The following is a 16,481-nucleotide window of genomic DNA, read 5'->3' on the forward strand; positions in this document are numbered from 1 at the left end:
AAAATTCGCGCCTAAATGCGAATACGTAGCCTATGAAATTTAAAATTTTAAAGCTCGTTGTAGAAGCCGCTGCAAGCGCTGCGGTATTAAATTTAAAGGTTTAAATTCAAACGAAATCAAAATGAGAAATTTAAAATGACGAAAGATTTTTTTAAAAGGGGCCCTTTATTTTTGGCGCCTTTGGCGGGCTTTTCAGATCCACCGCTGCGGGGCGTAGTGAAAAAATTCGGCTGCGACGCGACCGTAAGCGAGATGATAAGCGCAAACGCCCTTGTTTTTGAGGGCGAAAAAACGCTAAAGATGCTTGAAAAAAATGCCGCCGAAACCCCATTTTTCGTGCAGATCGCAGGCAGCGATTCGGAAATTATCAAAAAGGCGGTTTTGCTCATCAATAAATTTGAGGGTATCGACGGCATCGATCTAAACTGCGGCTGCCCTGTCCCCAAGGTCGTAAAGCAGGGCGCCGGCTCGGCGCTGCTGCTTGATCTACCTCGTCTATCGCGCCTGGTTGAGACTATCAAAAAGTATTCGAATAAAAAATTTACGAGCGCGAAGGTGCGGCTGGGCTTTGGTGCTGTGGATATCGAAAATATCGCGCGCGCCGTACAAAGCGCAGGAGCCGATTTTATCGCGATTCACGGCCGCACCAGAGCGGGCGGATACAGCGCGGCGGTGGATTACGGCGCGATCGCAAGAGCTAAGCGCGCGCTGCAAATCCCCGTGATCGCAAACGGCGACATAAACTCCGCCAATGCGCTAGCAGTGCGAGACCTTAGTGGCGCAGACGCGCTGATGATCGGTCGCGCGGTAATCGGCAGGCCGTGGATCTTTCGCGAGATAAAAACAGGCGAGCAGGCAAGCGACGCGCTAAAAAGAGAGGTCGTGCTCTATCATTTCGCTCAAATGCTAAGCCATTACAGTAGCCACGGCGTAGCGATATTTCGCAAGCATCTACACGAATACTCCAAGGGGCGCGAAAATGCCGCAAGCTTTCGCGAGCAGATCAACCACGTCGCCGCCGAGAGCGAAATGACTCGGCTGATCGAGGAATTTTTTAGCTAAATTTAGAATTTTAGGAACTCTGATGATTATTTTAAAAATTATAGCCTGCGCGTTTTCGATGGGTTTTTGCTTCACAAGCGTTTTAATTTTAGCAGATTTGTCAGTAGAGCTATTTTTCGCCGCCTTTAGCGATAGATATGGCTATCTTTCAGAATGGTTGCAGGAAAGGTGTATATATTTTGTAGTTCTTTGGATATTTTTCTGCGGAATTTGCGTGATACTTGCCGCAAAGTTAAAGGATTTTGATAGGCTTGTGAATTTTTTCGTCAATCTGTTTTTGCCGACCGTGGCGATTTGGATAATATCGCCGTTTTTGGGGATAACGATCGCTGCGGCATTTGAATTGCATGGAGGCGATATACTAATCGGCATCTGCACGGCTTATGTTTTAGCTCTGATCGTCGTAGCCGAAGTCTTAAAACAAGTTTATCCGCCTAAAACCTAGCGCACAAAATTTTAAAATTCGCGTAGAATTTCGTCTTGAAATTCTACTAGCCGCCGCGGTAATCGTTTTAGCGGAAGCGCTTTCGTTTGCGGAAGGCGGCGTAAGCAGAATTTCAGTATCTATCGCTAGAGCCTAGAGGATTTAGAGCTCGGACGACAATCATAGCCCGCGCATTAAAAGACGATGGCGTTAAAATTTAAGGAAAAATTATGGAAAATATCTACATCATAGGCGACGTGCATGGCTGCTACAGATCGCTTTTGGCGTTAATAGAACAGCTGCCGCGTAAATTTGATAGTAAAATTTGCTTTGCGGGCGATCTGATCGACCGAGGTCCTGCGAGCGCGGATGTGGTGGAGCTAGTGCGCGCTCGCGGATACGACGCAGTGATGGGCAATCACGAAAGGCGCTTCATACGCAATGCAAAAACCGCCCTAAGGTGCGCAAAAACGGGCAAATTTACGAGCTCAAACGACCCTTGTGCGTTTTTTAGCCTGGATGAAAGCTGGCTGTTTAACAATGGCGGCAAGGCGACGCTAGCGTCGTATTATCGTCACGGAGGCGCGAAGCAATGCAAGGAGCATCTGCGGTTTGTCTCGCGGCTGCCGATTTACCTAGAGTATGATTTGCGTGATGAAAGCGGTCGCGCCCTCGTCGTATCGCACTCCGCGGTAGGGCGTATGTGGCGGCTCAGACACGATGCAGAGCGCGCAAAAAGCTTCGCAGCTCACGTGCTAAGCGGGCGCGGAGACGATAGCGCGAATGACGGGATTTTTAACGTCTACGGACACACGCCGGTGAAAAAGCCCGTCATTACGGAATTTAGCGCAAATATCGATCTGGGCTGCGTTTATAAAAATTATTGGGGCGAGAGGGCGAAGCTTTGCGCGCTGGAGTTTCCCTCAAAGAAAATTTTTACGCAAGAATGCATAGATTTTTGAGTTTGTATCGGGATAGCGCGGATTAAAATTTAAATTTAAGCGGGCTGTTTGAAGGCGAAATTTTAGGATTTAAAGGCGCGTTCCTAAAGCGTCCGTCGCGCAGCCAAACCGCGTGAAATTTTAAATAATATCCCTTAGCTTACGCGCTTCATACATCCACGCCTCAAGCTCATCCCAGCGCTCATCACGAATCATCCCCACGCAAATTTCAAGCTCATTTTTAAAAGCGTTGATCGCGCCCAGTAGGTTCGTGCGGTTTTGCTTGAAAATATCGACCCACATCTGCGGCGAGCTTTTGGCGATACGGCTCATGCCCGAGAAGCTACCGCCGGCTAAATTTATGATGTTGCGGCGATTTTCCTCTTTTAGCACGCTGTTTACGAGCGAATAGCTGATCGCATGCGGTAGGTGCGAGATGAGCGCCACGTGGTGATCGTGGCTTTTTGCGTCCATAAATACGATCTTCATCCCCGCGAACGAAAAAATTTCGACCGCTCGTTTGATATGCACTTCGTCTGCGCCGTGATCGTCGCAGATAACGACTACTGCGCCGTTTAAAAGCTCTTTAAACGCCGCTTGCGGGCCGGAATTTTCAGTGCCCGCCATCGGGTGAGCTGCGATGAAATTTCGTCTGATCTGCGGAGGACAGTTTTGCAAAATTTTAAATTTCGTGCTTCCCAGATCGATGATCGTCGTTTCACTTCTGCAGTCGCTTAGTTTTTGTAACGTCTCAATAATTGCTTCCACGGGGATTGCAAGAAAGATCGCGTCGCAGCTTTGCTTCATCTGCTCTAGGCTTAAAATTTCATGCACGAGCCCAAGTCGCAGAGCTTCCTTTTCGTTTTCGCGGCTGATGTCGCAGCCATAGACGGCGCTGATGATTTTGGTGCTTTTTAGACATAGCCCAAGAGAGCCGCCGATGAGACCCAGGCCGATAATTCCTATCTTCATAAAATTCCTTTTTGATATATGCAAGTTTTAATTTTAATGTGGTATTATACGCAAATTATTTTCGTTTTTAGGTAAAATTTTATGAAAAAAAGCGTTTTTTTACTCTTAGTAGGCGGGATTTCCGTGGCGTGCGCCGCACAGATCAAATCCATTAAATTTGAAGGGCTAAGGCATCTTTCTCCACAGGTCGCGCAGCAAATTTCAGGACTTAAGGTAGGCGATGAGCTTAACGGCGAAAACACCAATGCTGCGATCTCGAAGCTATTTGAGCAGGGCTATTTCAGCGACGTTTATATCAGCGAACAAGGTGGTGCGGTCACTATCAACGTAACCGAAAAACCGACTATCGCTAAGGTCGAGATCAAAAACGTAGTTACCAATGATCGCGACAAGATCAATGAGCTCATCGGTTTGCGTCCGGGTCAGGTTTACGATGAGGTGGCTGCTAAAAAAGCGGAGACCCGCATCAAGCAATACTACGAAGTCAAGGGCTTTTTCGACACCGTGGTGGAATTTTATCCAAAGCCGATCAACGACGATAAATCGGTCATCTTGCTAACGATCGAGGTAAATCGCGGCGAAAATATCATCATAGATAAGGTAAATTTAGTAGGCGCAGACAAGCTCGACTATGACGATATAGAGCCATCCGTTGCCAATAAAGAACGCGAGATGCTGGGCTGGATGTGGGGCTTTAATGATGGTAAGGTAAAAACCGCCGAGCTTCCTAACGACGCAAATAGAATTCAAGAAGAATATTATAAAAAAGGCTACTTAGACGCGCAGGTTTCGGCGCCACTACTTAATGCCGATATGGATAATTACACTGCCGATCTTACATACTATATCAGCGAGGGCGAGCAATATACCGTAAGCTCCGTAGATATCGAGTATCCTGCAGATATAATCAAGCTTGATAAAGAAAAAGTTTTGGACGATTTTAAGCTTCAAAAGGGCGATACAATGAATTCCGAGCGTTTGCGCCGCGATATGAATACGCTAGAGACTTTAGTCGCGGATCAGGGATACGCCTATGTGCGTATCGTGCCTAAGACTAAACAGGACAAAGAAGCTCGTACAGTCGCTATCACGTATCAGGTTATCCCAGAGGATAAAGTCTATATTAGAAACGTAACGATCTCAGGCAACGATAAGACCGAGGATAAGGTCATCCGCCGCGAGATGTATCTGACCGAGGGAAATTTATATAGCAAGACCGACTACAACGATTCGTTAAATTCTTTAAAACGCACGGGATATTTCGATGAGGTGGAGATTAAAGAAAACCGCGTTTCTAATGATCAGATCGATCTTGAAGTCGCAGTTAAAGAAGCTCCTACAGGTTCTATCACGGGTGGTATCGGATATGGCAGTGAGGATGGAATTTTACTTAGCGGCGGTATCAGCGATAGAAACGTATTTGGCACCGGCCTTCACGGCGCGTTCTCGGTTGAAAAGAGCGACGATCAGCTAAGCGGACGTTTGAGCTTAACCAATCCTAGAGTGTTTGATTCTGAGTATAGCTTGGGTGGATCGATCTTTGCCAACGATTACGACTGGGACGATTACGATGAGAAATCTTACGGATTTTCAATCACGGGCGGTCGCAAAATCGGACGCAATACCGATGTAAGCCTTACGTATTATCTTGAAAAAAGCGAGATTAAGGGCTTAAACGAATATTACGCCAAGGCGGGCTATCTGGATGGTAAGAATTTAAAAAGCTCGATCATCCCCTCTATTACATATAATAGCACCGATGATTATTACTTGCCAAGAAGCGGTATGATCGCAAGTGCTAGCTTAGAATACGCGGGTCTTGGCGGCGATATGGACTATACCAAGGCGCGAGGATCGTTTAACTACTACTTTGGCTTGCGAGATTATATCGATCACGACATTATCTTTAGATACAAAGCTGCAACTGGCTATATGTGGGAAGGTAATAAAAAAATCCCGATCAACGAAAAGCTATTCCTGGGTGGAATGAAAAGCATTAGAGGCTATGAAGGTCGCAGTATCCCGAAAAAGGAGATCTGCTTAAATGCAAATAATTGCCGCTATATAGAAACGGGCGGTATGCAGAGCTTCAATAACTCCTTTGAGCTAAGCTTTCCGGTAGTTGATAGGCTTAAAATGCGCTTTGTAACGTTTTTTGATTACGGGATGATCGGCGATCATGACTGGAACGAGGAGGAGCGCTACAGCACGGGTGCTGGTATCGAGTGGATGACTCCGATGGGGCCTTTGCAGTTATATTTCGTAAAGCCGCTTAATAAAAAGCCGCACGACGACACAAATAGCTTCGAATTTAGTATCGGTGCTAGATTTAATTAAGCGCGGCGACTTGCGAACGCTGTGGCGTGCGTAGAATTTTCTACCGCACGCCTTAAATTTAATAATGCTCGCAATTTTAGCTTTTTATGTAGCGCTTATTTGCAGCTATTGTAGGCGGTTTGATCTAAATTTTAATTGAAATTCCGCTCGGCTTAGGATGAATTTAAACGCGTAGCTTGCTTTGGATTTTTTAGAATTTTAATTATCAAGATAGTTTAAAATTTCATTCGTATGGTAAAATTTTAAGTACAAGAGTTCTAAAAAATCAATACAAGCCATTTGCATACTTTATTTAAAGAAATTCTAATATTGAAATTTTAAAGATCACGATATAAACGATTAAACGTCGCTTTGTCGCGCGCAGAATTTCACTGCTTAGTATTTAGCGCGCCACCAAATTTTAAAGCTAATAAATTTTGATATTCTAAAATCGCTAGAATTTAAAATCTGAAATTTGCCTCGTAAATCGCTAAACATTTGCGTTAAATTTTGCCTCGCTTTACCGATAATTTAAGTTAAGCTTGTAAAATCGCGCTCTAAAATCATATCAAAGGCTCTTTTATGCGTAGAAATGGCAATGGAACGAAGCTTAAAATTTTAATATTTCTTATTATAATATGCGCTTTGGTTTATGGAATTTTTAGAATTTTCACCTCGCCTAAATTTGAAAAAAATCCTCCGCAAATTGCGCTGGAAAATGAAATTTATTGGAATTTAACCTCGCCTTTAAAGATTAAAATTTCAGACGATACCGGCATTAAGGTTGTCCGCGTAAACTTAAACGACGGAGCTAGCACGATACCGCTGCTAAATGAGGAGCTGAACGTTCCGCAAACGACGCTAGAGCTTGCCGTACAATTTCCTAAAAATTTGATGCTTAATAAAGATAAAAACTACAAGCTCGAGGTTTTTGCAAACGACATTAGCTCGTGGAATTTTGCGCAAGGAAATAAGAGCACAAAAACGGCAAATATAATAATAGATGACAAAAAGCCCGTCATAAATATCATCAATCAATCCTATAAAATCACCAAAGGCGGTAGCGCCGTGGTTGTATTCTCAGCTAAAGACGAGCGCCTAAACGAAGTTTATGTCAAAACCAACTATGGCAAAATTTTTAAAGCGATTCCTTTCGTAAAAGAGGGCTATTATGCGTCTCTCGTAGCGTGGCCTGCAAATTTAGAGGAATTTCGCGCAGAAGCGGTCGCCACCGATCGTGCAGGCAATGAAAGCATTTCGCAGATCAAATATTTTTATCAGGACAAAAAATATAAAGTCTCTACTATCAAGCTAAATCCGGGTTTTATTAACGGCAAAGTAAGTGATCTGGCTAGCCAATACGCGCAGAATTTTAACTCGATGAGCGATTTGGAAAAATTTAAATTCGTAAACGAAACTTTGCGTAAGAAAAACGGAGATGACCTGCACGCCGCTACTAGCGCGGTGCACGAGGATAAAATAAATGGATTTGAGCTAAAGCCTTTTTATCCGCTTGCTAAAGGCGCAGCGGTAGCAAGCTTTGCCGATCATCGGATATTTTTTATGAATGACGAACAGGTAAGCGAGTCGTGGCATATGGGGCTCGATCTAGCAAGCGTCGCAAACGCCGATATCAAAGAGAGCAACTACGGCAAGGTAGTTTTTGCGCAGGAAAACGGAATTTTTGGATTAAATTTAGGAATTTATTACGGCTTTGGATTATACGGCATATACGGACACTGCTCGGCGACGCAGTTAAGTGTGGGCGGCGACGTAAAGCCAGGCGACATTCTAGCACAGACGGGCTCAAGCGGCTTTGCTTTTGGAGATCATCTGCATTTTGGCATCGTAGTTCAGGGCGTGGACGTAAGGCCTGAGGAGTGGATGGATCCTAAGTGGATGAAAGATAACATTACCGACGTCTTAGAATCGTCAAAAAAAGTAATAGAAAAAGGTAAGTAAATTTTAAAATTTTCGCTATAATGCGCGGGTTAATGAAAACGAGGATAGAAATGAGACAGACAACGATAGCTAAGAAAGTCCATAACGTCGGCATCGGGCTGCACAAAGGTGAGCCTATCAGACTTACGTTAGAGCCTTTAGAGGCGGGTAGTGGAATCGTATTTTATAGAAGTGATCTTGGCATTAGTTTTAAAGCCGAGCCGAAAAACGTCATAAATACGCAAATGGCAACCGTCGTAGGAAGCGAGAAGGGCTATATATCTACGATCGAGCATCTAATGAGTGCCATTAATGCCTATGGTATCGATAATATCCGTATCATCGTCGATGCCAACGAAATTCCTGTAATGGACGGAAGCTCCGCGAGCTTTTGTATGCTTTTGGACGAAGCGGGAGTAAGAGAGCTCGACGCGAATAAAAAAGCCCTCATTATCAAGCGAGCCGTGGAGATTCGCGAGGGCGATAAACTCGTACGGCTAAGTCCTAGCAAGAGCCCGAAATTTGATTATACGATTAAATTTAGCCATCCGCTCATCGGCACTCAGCACCATGTTTTTGAATTTAGCAAAAAAGCCTATCTTAAAGAAATTTCGCGCGCCAGAACTTTTGGTTTTTTGAAAGACGTACAGGCGCTGCGCTCCATGGGGCTGGCTCTAGGTGGCAGTTTAGAAAACGCCGTCGTAATCGATGAGAATAAAATTTTAAACCCCGAGGGATTGCGTTTTGAAAACGAGTTTGTTCGCCATAAAATTTTAGACGCTATCGGCGATCTTGCGCTCGTGGGCGCTCCGATTTTGGGCGATTATACAGCGTTTGCGGGAAGCCACGATCTAAATCATAAACTCACTTTGGCAGTCCTTGCCGACGCTAAAAATTTCGAGCTAGTAGATCTTACCGCCGAGGTTGTGCGCGAATATCAAAAAGTCTTTGCTTAAGGCTGCAAAATCAAAGAGGTTGAAATTCTAATTGCCGCCCTTAGCGCTCCGTGCCTGCTCGGTGTGTATGAAAACGGCGCTAAGATAGCGGAATTTTCAAGCGTTGAGGGCGAAAAAGCCGATAAATTTCTGATCCGCAAATTTAGCGAAATTCTGAAAACTTATAAAATCAAAGAGCTTATCTATGCAAATACTCCAGGCAGCTTTATGGGCATGAAGGTAAGCTACGTGATATTGCGCACGCTTAGCATCGCTCTTGATGTGCCGCTATACGCAATCAGCGGCTTTGATCTAAGCGGCTTCGGACCGATCAGAGCGAATAAAAACTTCAGCTACGTTTATGAGAACGGAGAAATCAAAATGAAAAAATGTGCCCCCGCCGCGCTATCTTTGCCGCAGGATTTATCGGTTTTAAATAAAAGCGATGATATACTTCCAAATTACATCATAGAAGCGGTTTAGGAGAGAGCTTGATTATAAGAATTCCTGCGACGAGCGCAAATTTAGGCCCCGGTTTCGACGCGCTCGGCCTTAGCCTAGGGCTATTTAACGAAGTAGAGATTACCGAGCAGAAGTTTTTTTGCGTATCGCTTAGCGGCGAGGGTAGCGACAGAGCATGGCTTAAGAAGGGCAACGCTTTTTTGAACATTTTCAATGAAATTTACAGAAAACTAGGCGGCGGGCAAGAGATAAATTTTAAATTCGCTTTTCACAATAACATCCCGTTTTCGCGCGGGCTGGGCAGCAGCTCGGCCGTGATCGTAGGCGCCATCGCAAGCGCTTATAAAATTTGCGGCTTTGAGATCGATCGCGCTAAAATTTTAAACACGGCGCTGGAATATGAAAATCACCCTGATAATATCGCGCCCGCAACGCTCGGTGGCTTTGTCAGCAGCGTCGTGGACGGCAAGACGGTTCGCACGCAAAAATGCGAAATTTCGCAAGATCTGCAAGCGGTCGTCGTCATCCCCGATACGCCGATGCCTACGAACGAATCTCGTGGCAAGCTGCCTAAGAGCTTTTCGATCAAAGATTGCGTTAGCAATCTCTCGCACGCGGCGTTTCTGACCGCTTGCTTTATGCGACGCGACTACGACAGCTTGCGCTATGCCTGTATCGATAAGATGCACGAACAGATGCGCATGGGCGTGCTTCCGCAGCTTTTTGGGGTGCGCGAGATCGCCTATGATAACGGCGCGCTTATGAGCTCGCTCTCGGGAAGCGGCTCAAGCTTTTTAAATTTAGTCTACAGATCCGACGCCGCAAAGCTTAAAGCCTGCCTTAGCGAAAATTTTAAAAACTTCCGCGTCGAAATTTTAGAGATCGACAACGGCGGCTTTAATATTGACTAAGAAAAATAAAGATATAATCGCATGAGCGAACCGATTAGAATGTGCGTTATTTGCAAAGGGCGCTTTGCCAAGCGCGAGCTCCACGCCTTTTTGCAAAATTTTAAAAATATAAGCTCAAACAGACAATTTTATATTTGCGACGGTTGCATAAATCAAAAAGAGAAAATTTCAAAATATCTATCTAAATTTGCGTCTAGCGCAGATTTGGGACATATCAAGGAGAGGGTTTTAAATGGGTGTTCTGATTAAAGATATCGCGGACGAGCTTGGATACGCAAGCAAAGAGATAATCGAAAAAGCGCAGGAGATGGGCTTTAAAAAGGTAAAAACCGCGTCGAATAAAGTAAGCGAAGAGGAAGCTGCCGCTATTTACGATTATATCCAGACGGGAACTTTACCCGGGAAAAAGTCAAAGCCCGCAAAGAAAAGCTCCGAAAAAGCGCAAGAAGACGAGAATAAGCCCGCTAAAAAACAGAGCGAAACTAAAAAAACCGCTAAAAAAGAGAGCCCTAAAAAGGCGGAAAGCCTAAAAGCTTCCGAATCCAAAGAGTCCCTGCAGAGCGCCAAAGAGCCTAGCGATGAAAAAGCGCGTACGCAAGAGCTTGAGGTAAAAACCGAAAAATCTCAAAATCAAAAAGAAGAAATTTCCTCCGCTCCGCAGGAGAAAGAGGAGAAGCAAAACACCGCTTCAAAACCCGCTTCGGTACAGATAAACAGCGGCGATAGTATCGCTAGCGAGAGCCTGCAAAAGCGCCGAGGCTTAGTCATCGTCAAAAAGAAAAAGGAAGTTCAAGCTCCGGCGGCACAAGATAGAGTTGAGCCTAGGCGCGAAAAGATAAGTGCAAGCCTAGAGGCGATCTTCTCAAACGCTGAACTAAATTTGAAAAAGAAAAAGATCGAAAAGAAAAAAGCTCCCGCCGCTAAAAAAGAGGACGCCCTTAAAATCGACATCATTCCTGATCACGAAATGGCCGATATCGTCATTGAGGACGAAGACGTCGTGGTAATGCCCGATTTCACCGTTAAACCAATTCAGACCGAAAACCGCACCAAAAGTAAAAACCAACCTAATATTTATCGCGCCTCTCAGAATCAAATTTTTAGTAGCGAAGGCGGCATAAGTCGCGGCGGTCGCAAAAAGCATAAAAAAGCCCCTCGCGAGCAGGGTAGCGAAATCGTAAGCTCTGTAAATATCCCAAAAGAGATCCGCGTCTATGAGTTCGCCGATAAGATCAAAAAGCAGCCTAGCGAGATCATCGGCAAGTTATTTGCGCTTGGAATGATGACGACGAAAAACGACTTTTTGGACGAGGATGCGATAGAAATTTTAGCAAGCGAATTTGGCATTGAGGTAAATATCATCGATGAGGCGCAGGAGTTTGACTACATAAAGGCTTATGAGGACAGCGAAGGCGAAGAAAATTTAATCGCTAGAGCGCCCGTCATCACCATTATGGGACACGTCGATCACGGCAAAACGAGCCTGCTTGATTACATCCGAAACTCTCGCGTCGCAAGCGGCGAAGCAGGCGGCATCACGCAGCACGTAGGCGCGTATATGGTCGAGAAAAACGGCAGAAAGATCACCTTCATCGACACCCCTGGCCACGAGGCCTTTACTTCGATGAGAGCGCGCGGAGCCGAGGTTACCGATATCGTAATCATCGTAGTGGCCGCAGACGACGGCGTCAAGCCTCAGACCAAGGAGGCTATAGCGCATGCCAAGGCCGCAAACGTTCCGATCATCATCGCGATAAATAAAATGGACAAGCCTAATGCTAATCCCGATCTCGTAAAAACTGGGCTTGCAGAGCTTGATATCATGCCTACCGAGTGGGGCGGTAGCTACGAGTTCGTGCCGATCTCCGCAAAGACGGGCGACGGAATTGAAAATTTATTAGAGATCGTGCTTTTGCAAGCCGATCTTTTGGAGCTCAAAGCCGATCCTAGCAAGCAGGCTAAAGCAACCATCATCGAAAGCTCCCTTCAAAAAGGGCGTGGCGCCGTTGCCACTGTCATCGTGCAAAACGGCACTCTACGCGTCGGCGATACCGTCGTAGCGGGTATTGCGTACGGTAAGGTGCGCGCACTTAGCGACGATAAAGGTAGGGCGCTAAAGCAAATTTTACCGGGCGAATGCGGCGTCATCATAGGCCTTAGCGAGGTTCCGGGCGCGGGCGAGACGCTGATCGGCGTTTCAAGTGATAAAGAAGCGCGCGAGTACGCGAGTAAAATTTATGAGCATCAGCGCCAAAAAGAGCTTAGCAAATCGACCAAGGTCACCATCGACGAGCTAAGCGCCAAGATCGCTGAAGGCTCGCTAAAAAGTCTGCCTGTGATTGTCAAAGCCGACGTCGCGGGCTCGCTGGAGGCTATCAAAGCGAGCCTTGAGAAGCTCCGCAACGACGAGGTCAAGGTCGATATCATCCACAGCGGCATCGGCGGTATCACGCAAAACGACATCGCCTTAGCAAGCGCCAGCGAAAATTGCGTGATCTTGGGCTTCAACGTCCGCCCTACGGGCGAGATCAAAGAGCTTGCCAAGGAGCGCGGCGCGCAGATTAAGACCTATAACGTCATCTACAATCTCATTGACGATATCAAGGCGCTTTTGAGCGGCCTTATGAGCCCGATCATCAGCGAGGAGGCCTTGGGTCAAGCGGAGATCCGCCAGGTCATCAACGTGCCTAAGATCGGGCAGATCGCGGGCTGTATGGTTACCGACGGGCTCATCGCTCGCGGCGCGAAGATCCGCGTCATCAGAGAGGGCGTCATCGTTTTCGAGGGCAACGTCAGCTCGCTCAAGCGCTTCAAAGACGACGCCAAGGAAGTCGCCAAGGGCTACGAGTGCGGCGTAGGCATCGAGGGCTACGACGATATGCGCGTGGGCGATTTTATCGAAAGCTACAAGCAAAAAGAGGAGCAGGCTACGATCGACTAATGCTCGCGGAATTTCGCGTGGGCATTGGCTTCGTTCGCACGGCTTGCGGCTAAATTTTAAGCCTCGATCGCGCTTTGAAATTTTATGCTCGTAGAATTTGGGCATGAAATTTCGCCTTTTAAATTTAATGGTAGAGCGCGCAAGTAAGGCTTTAAATTTTGTCGGTTTTTGCGCGAGGCTTTGTCGCGTAGCGTCAGTTTTGAAATTTTAATGTTTAGACTTTTTTGCGGCGCGGCTTTGCGATCAAATTTTAAATTTACGCTGCTTGCTGGTCGCAGTTTTTCCGCGCGACTTAAATTTTAAATTTAATCGCAAAGTTGAAATTTTAAAGCGGCAAAATTTAGATTTCGCGCGGCATTGAAGCGCTTTTAAAATTTAAGATAAATTCCACAGCGGCGCAGTGCGTGACAAAACGGCGACGCAGCGGGCAGTGCGATTTAAAAATGATGTTGCAACGGCGTGTGGTGTCATTGCGGCGCTGCCAAAAGACAGCAACGGATATCGTAAATAGCGACGCAGTAAGCGAGCGTAGCGCAAAGAGGATGCCGCCGCGTACTGCATTATTGCGCCGACAAGACGGGCAGCGTAGCAGCGAATATAAGGAGTCGTAACTAGCAGAGCACGGCGCAGAATAGCATCGTGTCTTGGCGCGAAAATATTTCTGTGGTAGCGGCGCAATTATGCGACGAGCTTCCATACGCGAGCCATGAAATTCTTGCGCGATCTGCGTTTAAAATTTAAGCGCGGAGCACCGGGCTAAATTTAAGAGCGAAATTTTAAAAGGCGCGGCACCGCTCTCAATACCTGCGCGCAGCAAACCGCTCAGAATTTAAACGGACGCTCCGGCGCATCGCAAGCCGCGTCAAATTTAAACAGATCGCGTCGCCGCAGGACGGATATTCCGCCGTGCCGAAGCGAGATAGAATTCCGCGTCGCCATAAGATGGATGCGAGATAAAATTCTATGTCGCCACAAGACGGACGTTCCGTTGCGACAAAGCAATAAAATTCCGTCATCGCAAGACGCAAAATAAAATTCCATCGCCGCGCAATCTGCGGCGATTTAAGATAGCGAGGTAAAGATGAATCCGACCGAACTCAGAAGACTGCGCACGCAAAGCGTGCTAAAGCAGCTCATCCCCGAAGCGCTCGCGAGCCTTGAGGACGAGCTTTTGCGCGGGCTGTGCGTCACCGACGTGGAGTGCAAGCGCGGGCGTTACGACGCGTTCGTATATCTGGATAAAAACGCATTCGACGAGCGCGAGCAGGAATTCGTGCTCGAAAAGCTCGGCCGCGTGGCGAGATATTTGCAAAACTTCTGCGCCGAGGCGGAGGGCTGGTACCGCTGCCCCGCGTTTCACTTCAAATTTGACGACCGCTTGGAGTATCAAAACAAAATGGACGAACTTTTTGACAAAATAGAGGAGGAGCTGCACAAAGATGGTTGATTTAGAGGCTTTGGCGCGCGAGTGCGGCGTGCAGCTTTACGACGTGGAGACGGTGAGCGAAAACGGCAGAACGATCTATCGCATCAGTATCACGAAAGCGGGCGGCGTGGGCCTAGACGACTGTGAGCGGCTATCGCGGCTGCTTTCGCCGATTTTCGACGTGGAGCCGCCGCTTGAGGGCGAGTGGACGCTGGAGGTCGGCTCTCCTGGGCTTGAGCGCAAGCTAAGCAAGCCGCAGCATTTCGCAAACTCCGTGGGCGAGCTGGTGCGCCTAAGCCGCAAGGACGGGCAGAAGCTAAGCGGCGAGGTGCTAGACTGCGAAGACGGCGTGATTAGGCTACGCACGGATGGCGGCGAGGTAAGCGTGCGACTTGACGAGATCAAAAAGGCGCGAACCTACGTGCAGTGGTAGCGGCACCGGAATTTTTAAAGCTTTGCGCGCAGGGCTTTGGGGTGCGGCGCCTAAGAAGCGCGAACTTAAATTTTTAAGCTAAAGCGGCGAGGCTAATTTGGATTTGCCTTGCTTTTTGCGCGCTTTTAAGTATTGCGTCTATCGCGAGCGATGCACGGCTCGTGGCATCTTGCTTCACTTTTTAATTTGGCGCGCTATATTCGGTGCGGCTTTCAAAAACACATACCGCGCGCAAGCCTTTCGCGTTGAGCTTGATCGTATCGCACGAAAATTTCTGCGTTGCAATTGTTCGCATGCGCACCGCGGCGAAACGCCGTTTTGCCAAGCTTTTTGCGGCTTAGGTTTGCGATTGTCGGCATCGGTACGAATGTGCGGCTACGGACAGAGTGAAATTCGATAAATATTAGCCTTTCGCGCGGATGTGCCCGCAGTACCGCCTTGTTGCGTCGCATAGGCACGCGAGCATGTTGAATTTTTAGATTTTTTTAAAATTTGCCGCTACCGGTCGCTCTTGATCTCTCGCGGCGCTCGGCGCAGAATTTTAAAATTCCGGTGCCGCTTGTTTGTTTTGAAATTTACGTAGCGCCGATAAAAGGTAATTTTTCGCGCTACTAGGCGGCGCTTTAAAATTTTACGCTGCGCCGCCAAAAGATAAGTTTTGCGCGACGCTTGCGCGTTGCTTTGGATTTTATCTCGCGCCTGAAAGCGGCTAAATTTAAAATTTACGCGCTGTTTTGCTGCAGTAAAATTCCGCGCCGAAATTAGGTCTGCAACTTTAATACAAAGCTCCCGCGTCAAATTTCGCCTTAAAATTTTCGTCGCAGAATTTTAAGCGGTTAAATTTGCCTATAAATTTAGCTTTAAAATTCCGCGGGCAAAGGTTTGCGCGCCGCCCTGCGGGACTTTGATTATCCGCCGGCGAATTAATTATTCGCTCGGCGAAATTTCGATTGCCGGCTGAGCGGCGCGGATGTTTGCGACTATGAAGCGGAGATGCCGATCGTGGCTAGCAGTACGGGCGACGTCATGAGCCCTACGATCGTAAGGATCCACGCTAATATCGCTATTACGAGCGAGGCTTGCTTTTTGACGGCTTGATAGGTCGCGGCGATCGCGCACAAAAACGCAAGCGGAACAAAGACGATACCTAGAAAAAATATCCCTAAAATCGCAAAGACTATGGAGAGTATCCCAAGCACGTTTGATTGGGGTTGAACGGTCGGTTGTTCAGACATTTTAATCCTTTGAAAAAAATTATGTAATTCTACCCCCCCCCCTGAATTTGAGCTGAAATTAAGCCGTGCCTTTTGGGGCTGTATATTCACGCTCGATTGCGATTTTGCCATGGCGCCTATTAAAATTTTACTTCACAAAGCCGGCTTCTCCGCGCTATTGGCAGACGCTCTTTTGCACGATAAGCGTAAAATTTTGTGCCGTTCGCGCGCGAAACGGACGCCGCAAAATTTGCGATTTAGGATAAAATTCTAAAACCTGTGGTAAGATTTCGCAGTTTCGCTTCCGCGCGGAATTTCTCTTAGGCACATACGGCGCGCGGCTTGCAAGCTTCGATAAATTTGGCGTTTAAAGCAAGCTTGGCTCTTGCAGTGGGTTAAGTGCGAGCCGGCGTCATCCAGCGCAGCGAGGAAGAGCGCAGGTGAGCTAGTCGGTTTGCGCCCGAAGCGCGATTTGCTGGGAGTAGGCGAGTTCTCCGCTCTGC

The 16,481-nt window shown here is 47.1% G+C and carries 15 protein-coding genes; 12 read left to right on the forward strand and 3 right to left on the reverse strand.

What is annotated here, in order from left to right; translation table 11 throughout:
- The first annotated feature begins 135 nt into the window (after positions 1–135).
- From Q0460_RS06705 to Q0460_RS06715, 3 genes are all read left to right on the forward strand, one after another.
- Positions 136–1,062, forward strand: coding sequence for a tRNA-dihydrouridine synthase (locus Q0460_RS06705; protein ID WP_299086050.1), 927 nt, complete (start codon positions 136–138; stop codon positions 1,060–1,062).
- Between the two features lie 22 nt (positions 1,063–1,084).
- Positions 1,085–1,507 carry a hypothetical protein gene (locus Q0460_RS06710; RefSeq protein WP_299086051.1) on the forward strand — a complete coding sequence of 141 codons (423 nt, stop codon included), beginning with the start codon at positions 1,085–1,087 and terminating at the stop codon, positions 1,505–1,507.
- A 209-nt stretch (positions 1,508–1,716) separates the two neighbouring features.
- Complete coding sequence (locus tag Q0460_RS06715) at positions 1,717–2,448, forward strand: metallophosphoesterase (protein WP_299086052.1); 732 nt, start codon at positions 1,717–1,719, stop codon at positions 2,446–2,448.
- 120 nt (positions 2,449–2,568) lie between these two features.
- Here Q0460_RS06715 and Q0460_RS06720 read toward each other — a convergent pair whose 3' ends face one another.
- The gene (locus tag Q0460_RS06720) at positions 2,569–3,399 is read right to left on the reverse strand and encodes a prephenate dehydrogenase (protein ID WP_299086053.1); all 831 of its coding nucleotides are present in this window, start codon (positions 3,397–3,399) and stop codon (positions 2,569–2,571) included.
- 81 nt (positions 3,400–3,480) lie between these two features.
- Between Q0460_RS06720 and bamA the strand changes: the two genes are divergently transcribed.
- The 7 genes from bamA (at position 3,481) to infB (ending at position 12,905) form a co-directional block, all read left to right on the forward strand.
- Entirely contained in the window at positions 3,481–5,736 is a 2,256-nt protein-coding gene (gene bamA, locus Q0460_RS06725; protein WP_291935735.1) for an outer membrane protein assembly factor BamA, read from the forward strand.
- A gap of 561 nt (positions 5,737–6,297) precedes the next feature.
- On the forward strand, positions 6,298–7,677 hold the full coding sequence (locus Q0460_RS06730; protein ID WP_299086054.1) for a M23 family metallopeptidase: 1,380 nt from the start codon (positions 6,298–6,300) through the stop codon (positions 7,675–7,677).
- Between the two features lie 50 nt (positions 7,678–7,727).
- Entirely contained in the window at positions 7,728–8,612 is an 885-nt protein-coding gene (gene lpxC / locus Q0460_RS06735) for a UDP-3-O-acyl-N-acetylglucosamine deacetylase (RefSeq protein ID WP_299086055.1), read from the forward strand.
- Between the two features lie 63 nt (positions 8,613–8,675).
- The gene (locus tag Q0460_RS06740) at positions 8,676–9,074 is read left to right on the forward strand and encodes a glycoprotease (protein ID WP_299086056.1); all 399 of its coding nucleotides are present in this window, start codon (positions 8,676–8,678) and stop codon (positions 9,072–9,074) included.
- 8 nt (positions 9,075–9,082) lie between these two features.
- On the forward strand, positions 9,083–9,964 hold the full coding sequence (gene thrB / locus Q0460_RS06745; RefSeq protein WP_299086057.1) for a homoserine kinase: 882 nt from the start codon (positions 9,083–9,085) through the stop codon (positions 9,962–9,964).
- 21 nt (positions 9,965–9,985) lie between these two features.
- Positions 9,986–10,213, forward strand: a complete 228-nt coding sequence (locus tag Q0460_RS06750) for a hypothetical protein (protein ID WP_040304108.1) — start codon at positions 9,986–9,988, stop codon at positions 10,211–10,213.
- Complete coding sequence (infB, locus tag Q0460_RS06755; RefSeq protein WP_299086058.1) at positions 10,197–12,905, forward strand: translation initiation factor IF-2; 2,709 nt, start codon at positions 10,197–10,199, stop codon at positions 12,903–12,905. The genes Q0460_RS06750 and infB overlap by 17 nt, the downstream gene beginning before the upstream one ends.
- A gap of 822 nt (positions 12,906–13,727) precedes the next feature.
- Here the strand turns inward: infB and Q0460_RS06760 are convergent.
- Complete coding sequence (locus tag Q0460_RS06760) at positions 13,728–13,946, reverse strand: hypothetical protein (protein WP_299086059.1); 219 nt, start codon at positions 13,944–13,946, stop codon at positions 13,728–13,730.
- Positions 13,947–13,986: 40 nt separating this feature from the next.
- Here Q0460_RS06760 and rbfA point away from each other — a divergent pair, with 40 nt between their 5' ends.
- The gene (gene rbfA / locus Q0460_RS06765; protein ID WP_299086060.1) at positions 13,987–14,352 is read left to right on the forward strand and encodes a 30S ribosome-binding factor RbfA; all 366 of its coding nucleotides are present in this window, start codon (positions 13,987–13,989) and stop codon (positions 14,350–14,352) included.
- Positions 14,345–14,764 (forward strand): ribosome maturation factor RimP, encoded by a 420-nt coding sequence (gene rimP / locus Q0460_RS06770; protein WP_299086061.1) that lies wholly within the window; start codon positions 14,345–14,347, stop codon positions 14,762–14,764. The genes rbfA and rimP overlap by 8 nt, the downstream gene beginning before the upstream one ends.
- A 980-nt stretch (positions 14,765–15,744) precedes the next feature.
- Here the strand turns inward: rimP and Q0460_RS06775 are convergent.
- On the reverse strand, positions 15,745–15,999 hold the full coding sequence (locus Q0460_RS06775; protein WP_069435689.1) for a hypothetical protein: 255 nt from the start codon (positions 15,997–15,999) through the stop codon (positions 15,745–15,747).
- Between the last annotated feature and the right edge of the window lie 482 nt (positions 16,000–16,481).

It is taken from the genome of uncultured Campylobacter sp. (assembly GCF_937980635.1).
Lineage (GTDB): Bacteria > Campylobacterota > Campylobacteria > Campylobacterales > Campylobacteraceae > Campylobacter_B.

Coding starts and splice junctions, on each gene's coding strand:
- Q0460_RS06715 (WP_299086052.1), top strand. CDS start 1,717: ATGGAAAATATCTACATCATAGGCGACGTGCATGGCTGCTACAGATCG.
- Q0460_RS06705 (WP_299086050.1), top strand. CDS start 136: ATGACGAAAGATTTTTTTAAAAGGGGCCCTTTATTTTTGGCGCCTTTG.
- Q0460_RS06710 (WP_299086051.1), top strand. CDS start 1,085: ATGATTATTTTAAAAATTATAGCCTGCGCGTTTTCGATGGGTTTTTGC.
- Q0460_RS06750 (WP_040304108.1), top strand. CDS start 9,986: ATGAGCGAACCGATTAGAATGTGCGTTATTTGCAAAGGGCGCTTTGCC.
- Q0460_RS06760 (WP_299086059.1), bottom strand. CDS start 13,946: ATGGAATTTTATTTTGCGTCTTGCGATGACGGAATTTTATTGCTTTGT.
- lpxC (WP_299086055.1), top strand. CDS start 7,728: ATGAGACAGACAACGATAGCTAAGAAAGTCCATAACGTCGGCATCGGG.
- Q0460_RS06775 (WP_069435689.1), bottom strand. CDS start 15,999: ATGTCTGAACAACCGACCGTTCAACCCCAATCAAACGTGCTTGGGATA.
- Q0460_RS06720 (WP_299086053.1), bottom strand. CDS start 3,399: ATGAAGATAGGAATTATCGGCCTGGGTCTCATCGGCGGCTCTCTTGGG.
- rimP (WP_299086061.1), top strand. CDS start 14,345: ATGGTTGATTTAGAGGCTTTGGCGCGCGAGTGCGGCGTGCAGCTTTAC.
- infB (WP_299086058.1), top strand. CDS start 10,197: ATGGGTGTTCTGATTAAAGATATCGCGGACGAGCTTGGATACGCAAGC.
- bamA (WP_291935735.1), top strand. CDS start 3,481: ATGAAAAAAAGCGTTTTTTTACTCTTAGTAGGCGGGATTTCCGTGGCG.
- Q0460_RS06730 (WP_299086054.1), top strand. CDS start 6,298: ATGCGTAGAAATGGCAATGGAACGAAGCTTAAAATTTTAATATTTCTT.
- rbfA (WP_299086060.1), top strand. CDS start 13,987: ATGAATCCGACCGAACTCAGAAGACTGCGCACGCAAAGCGTGCTAAAG.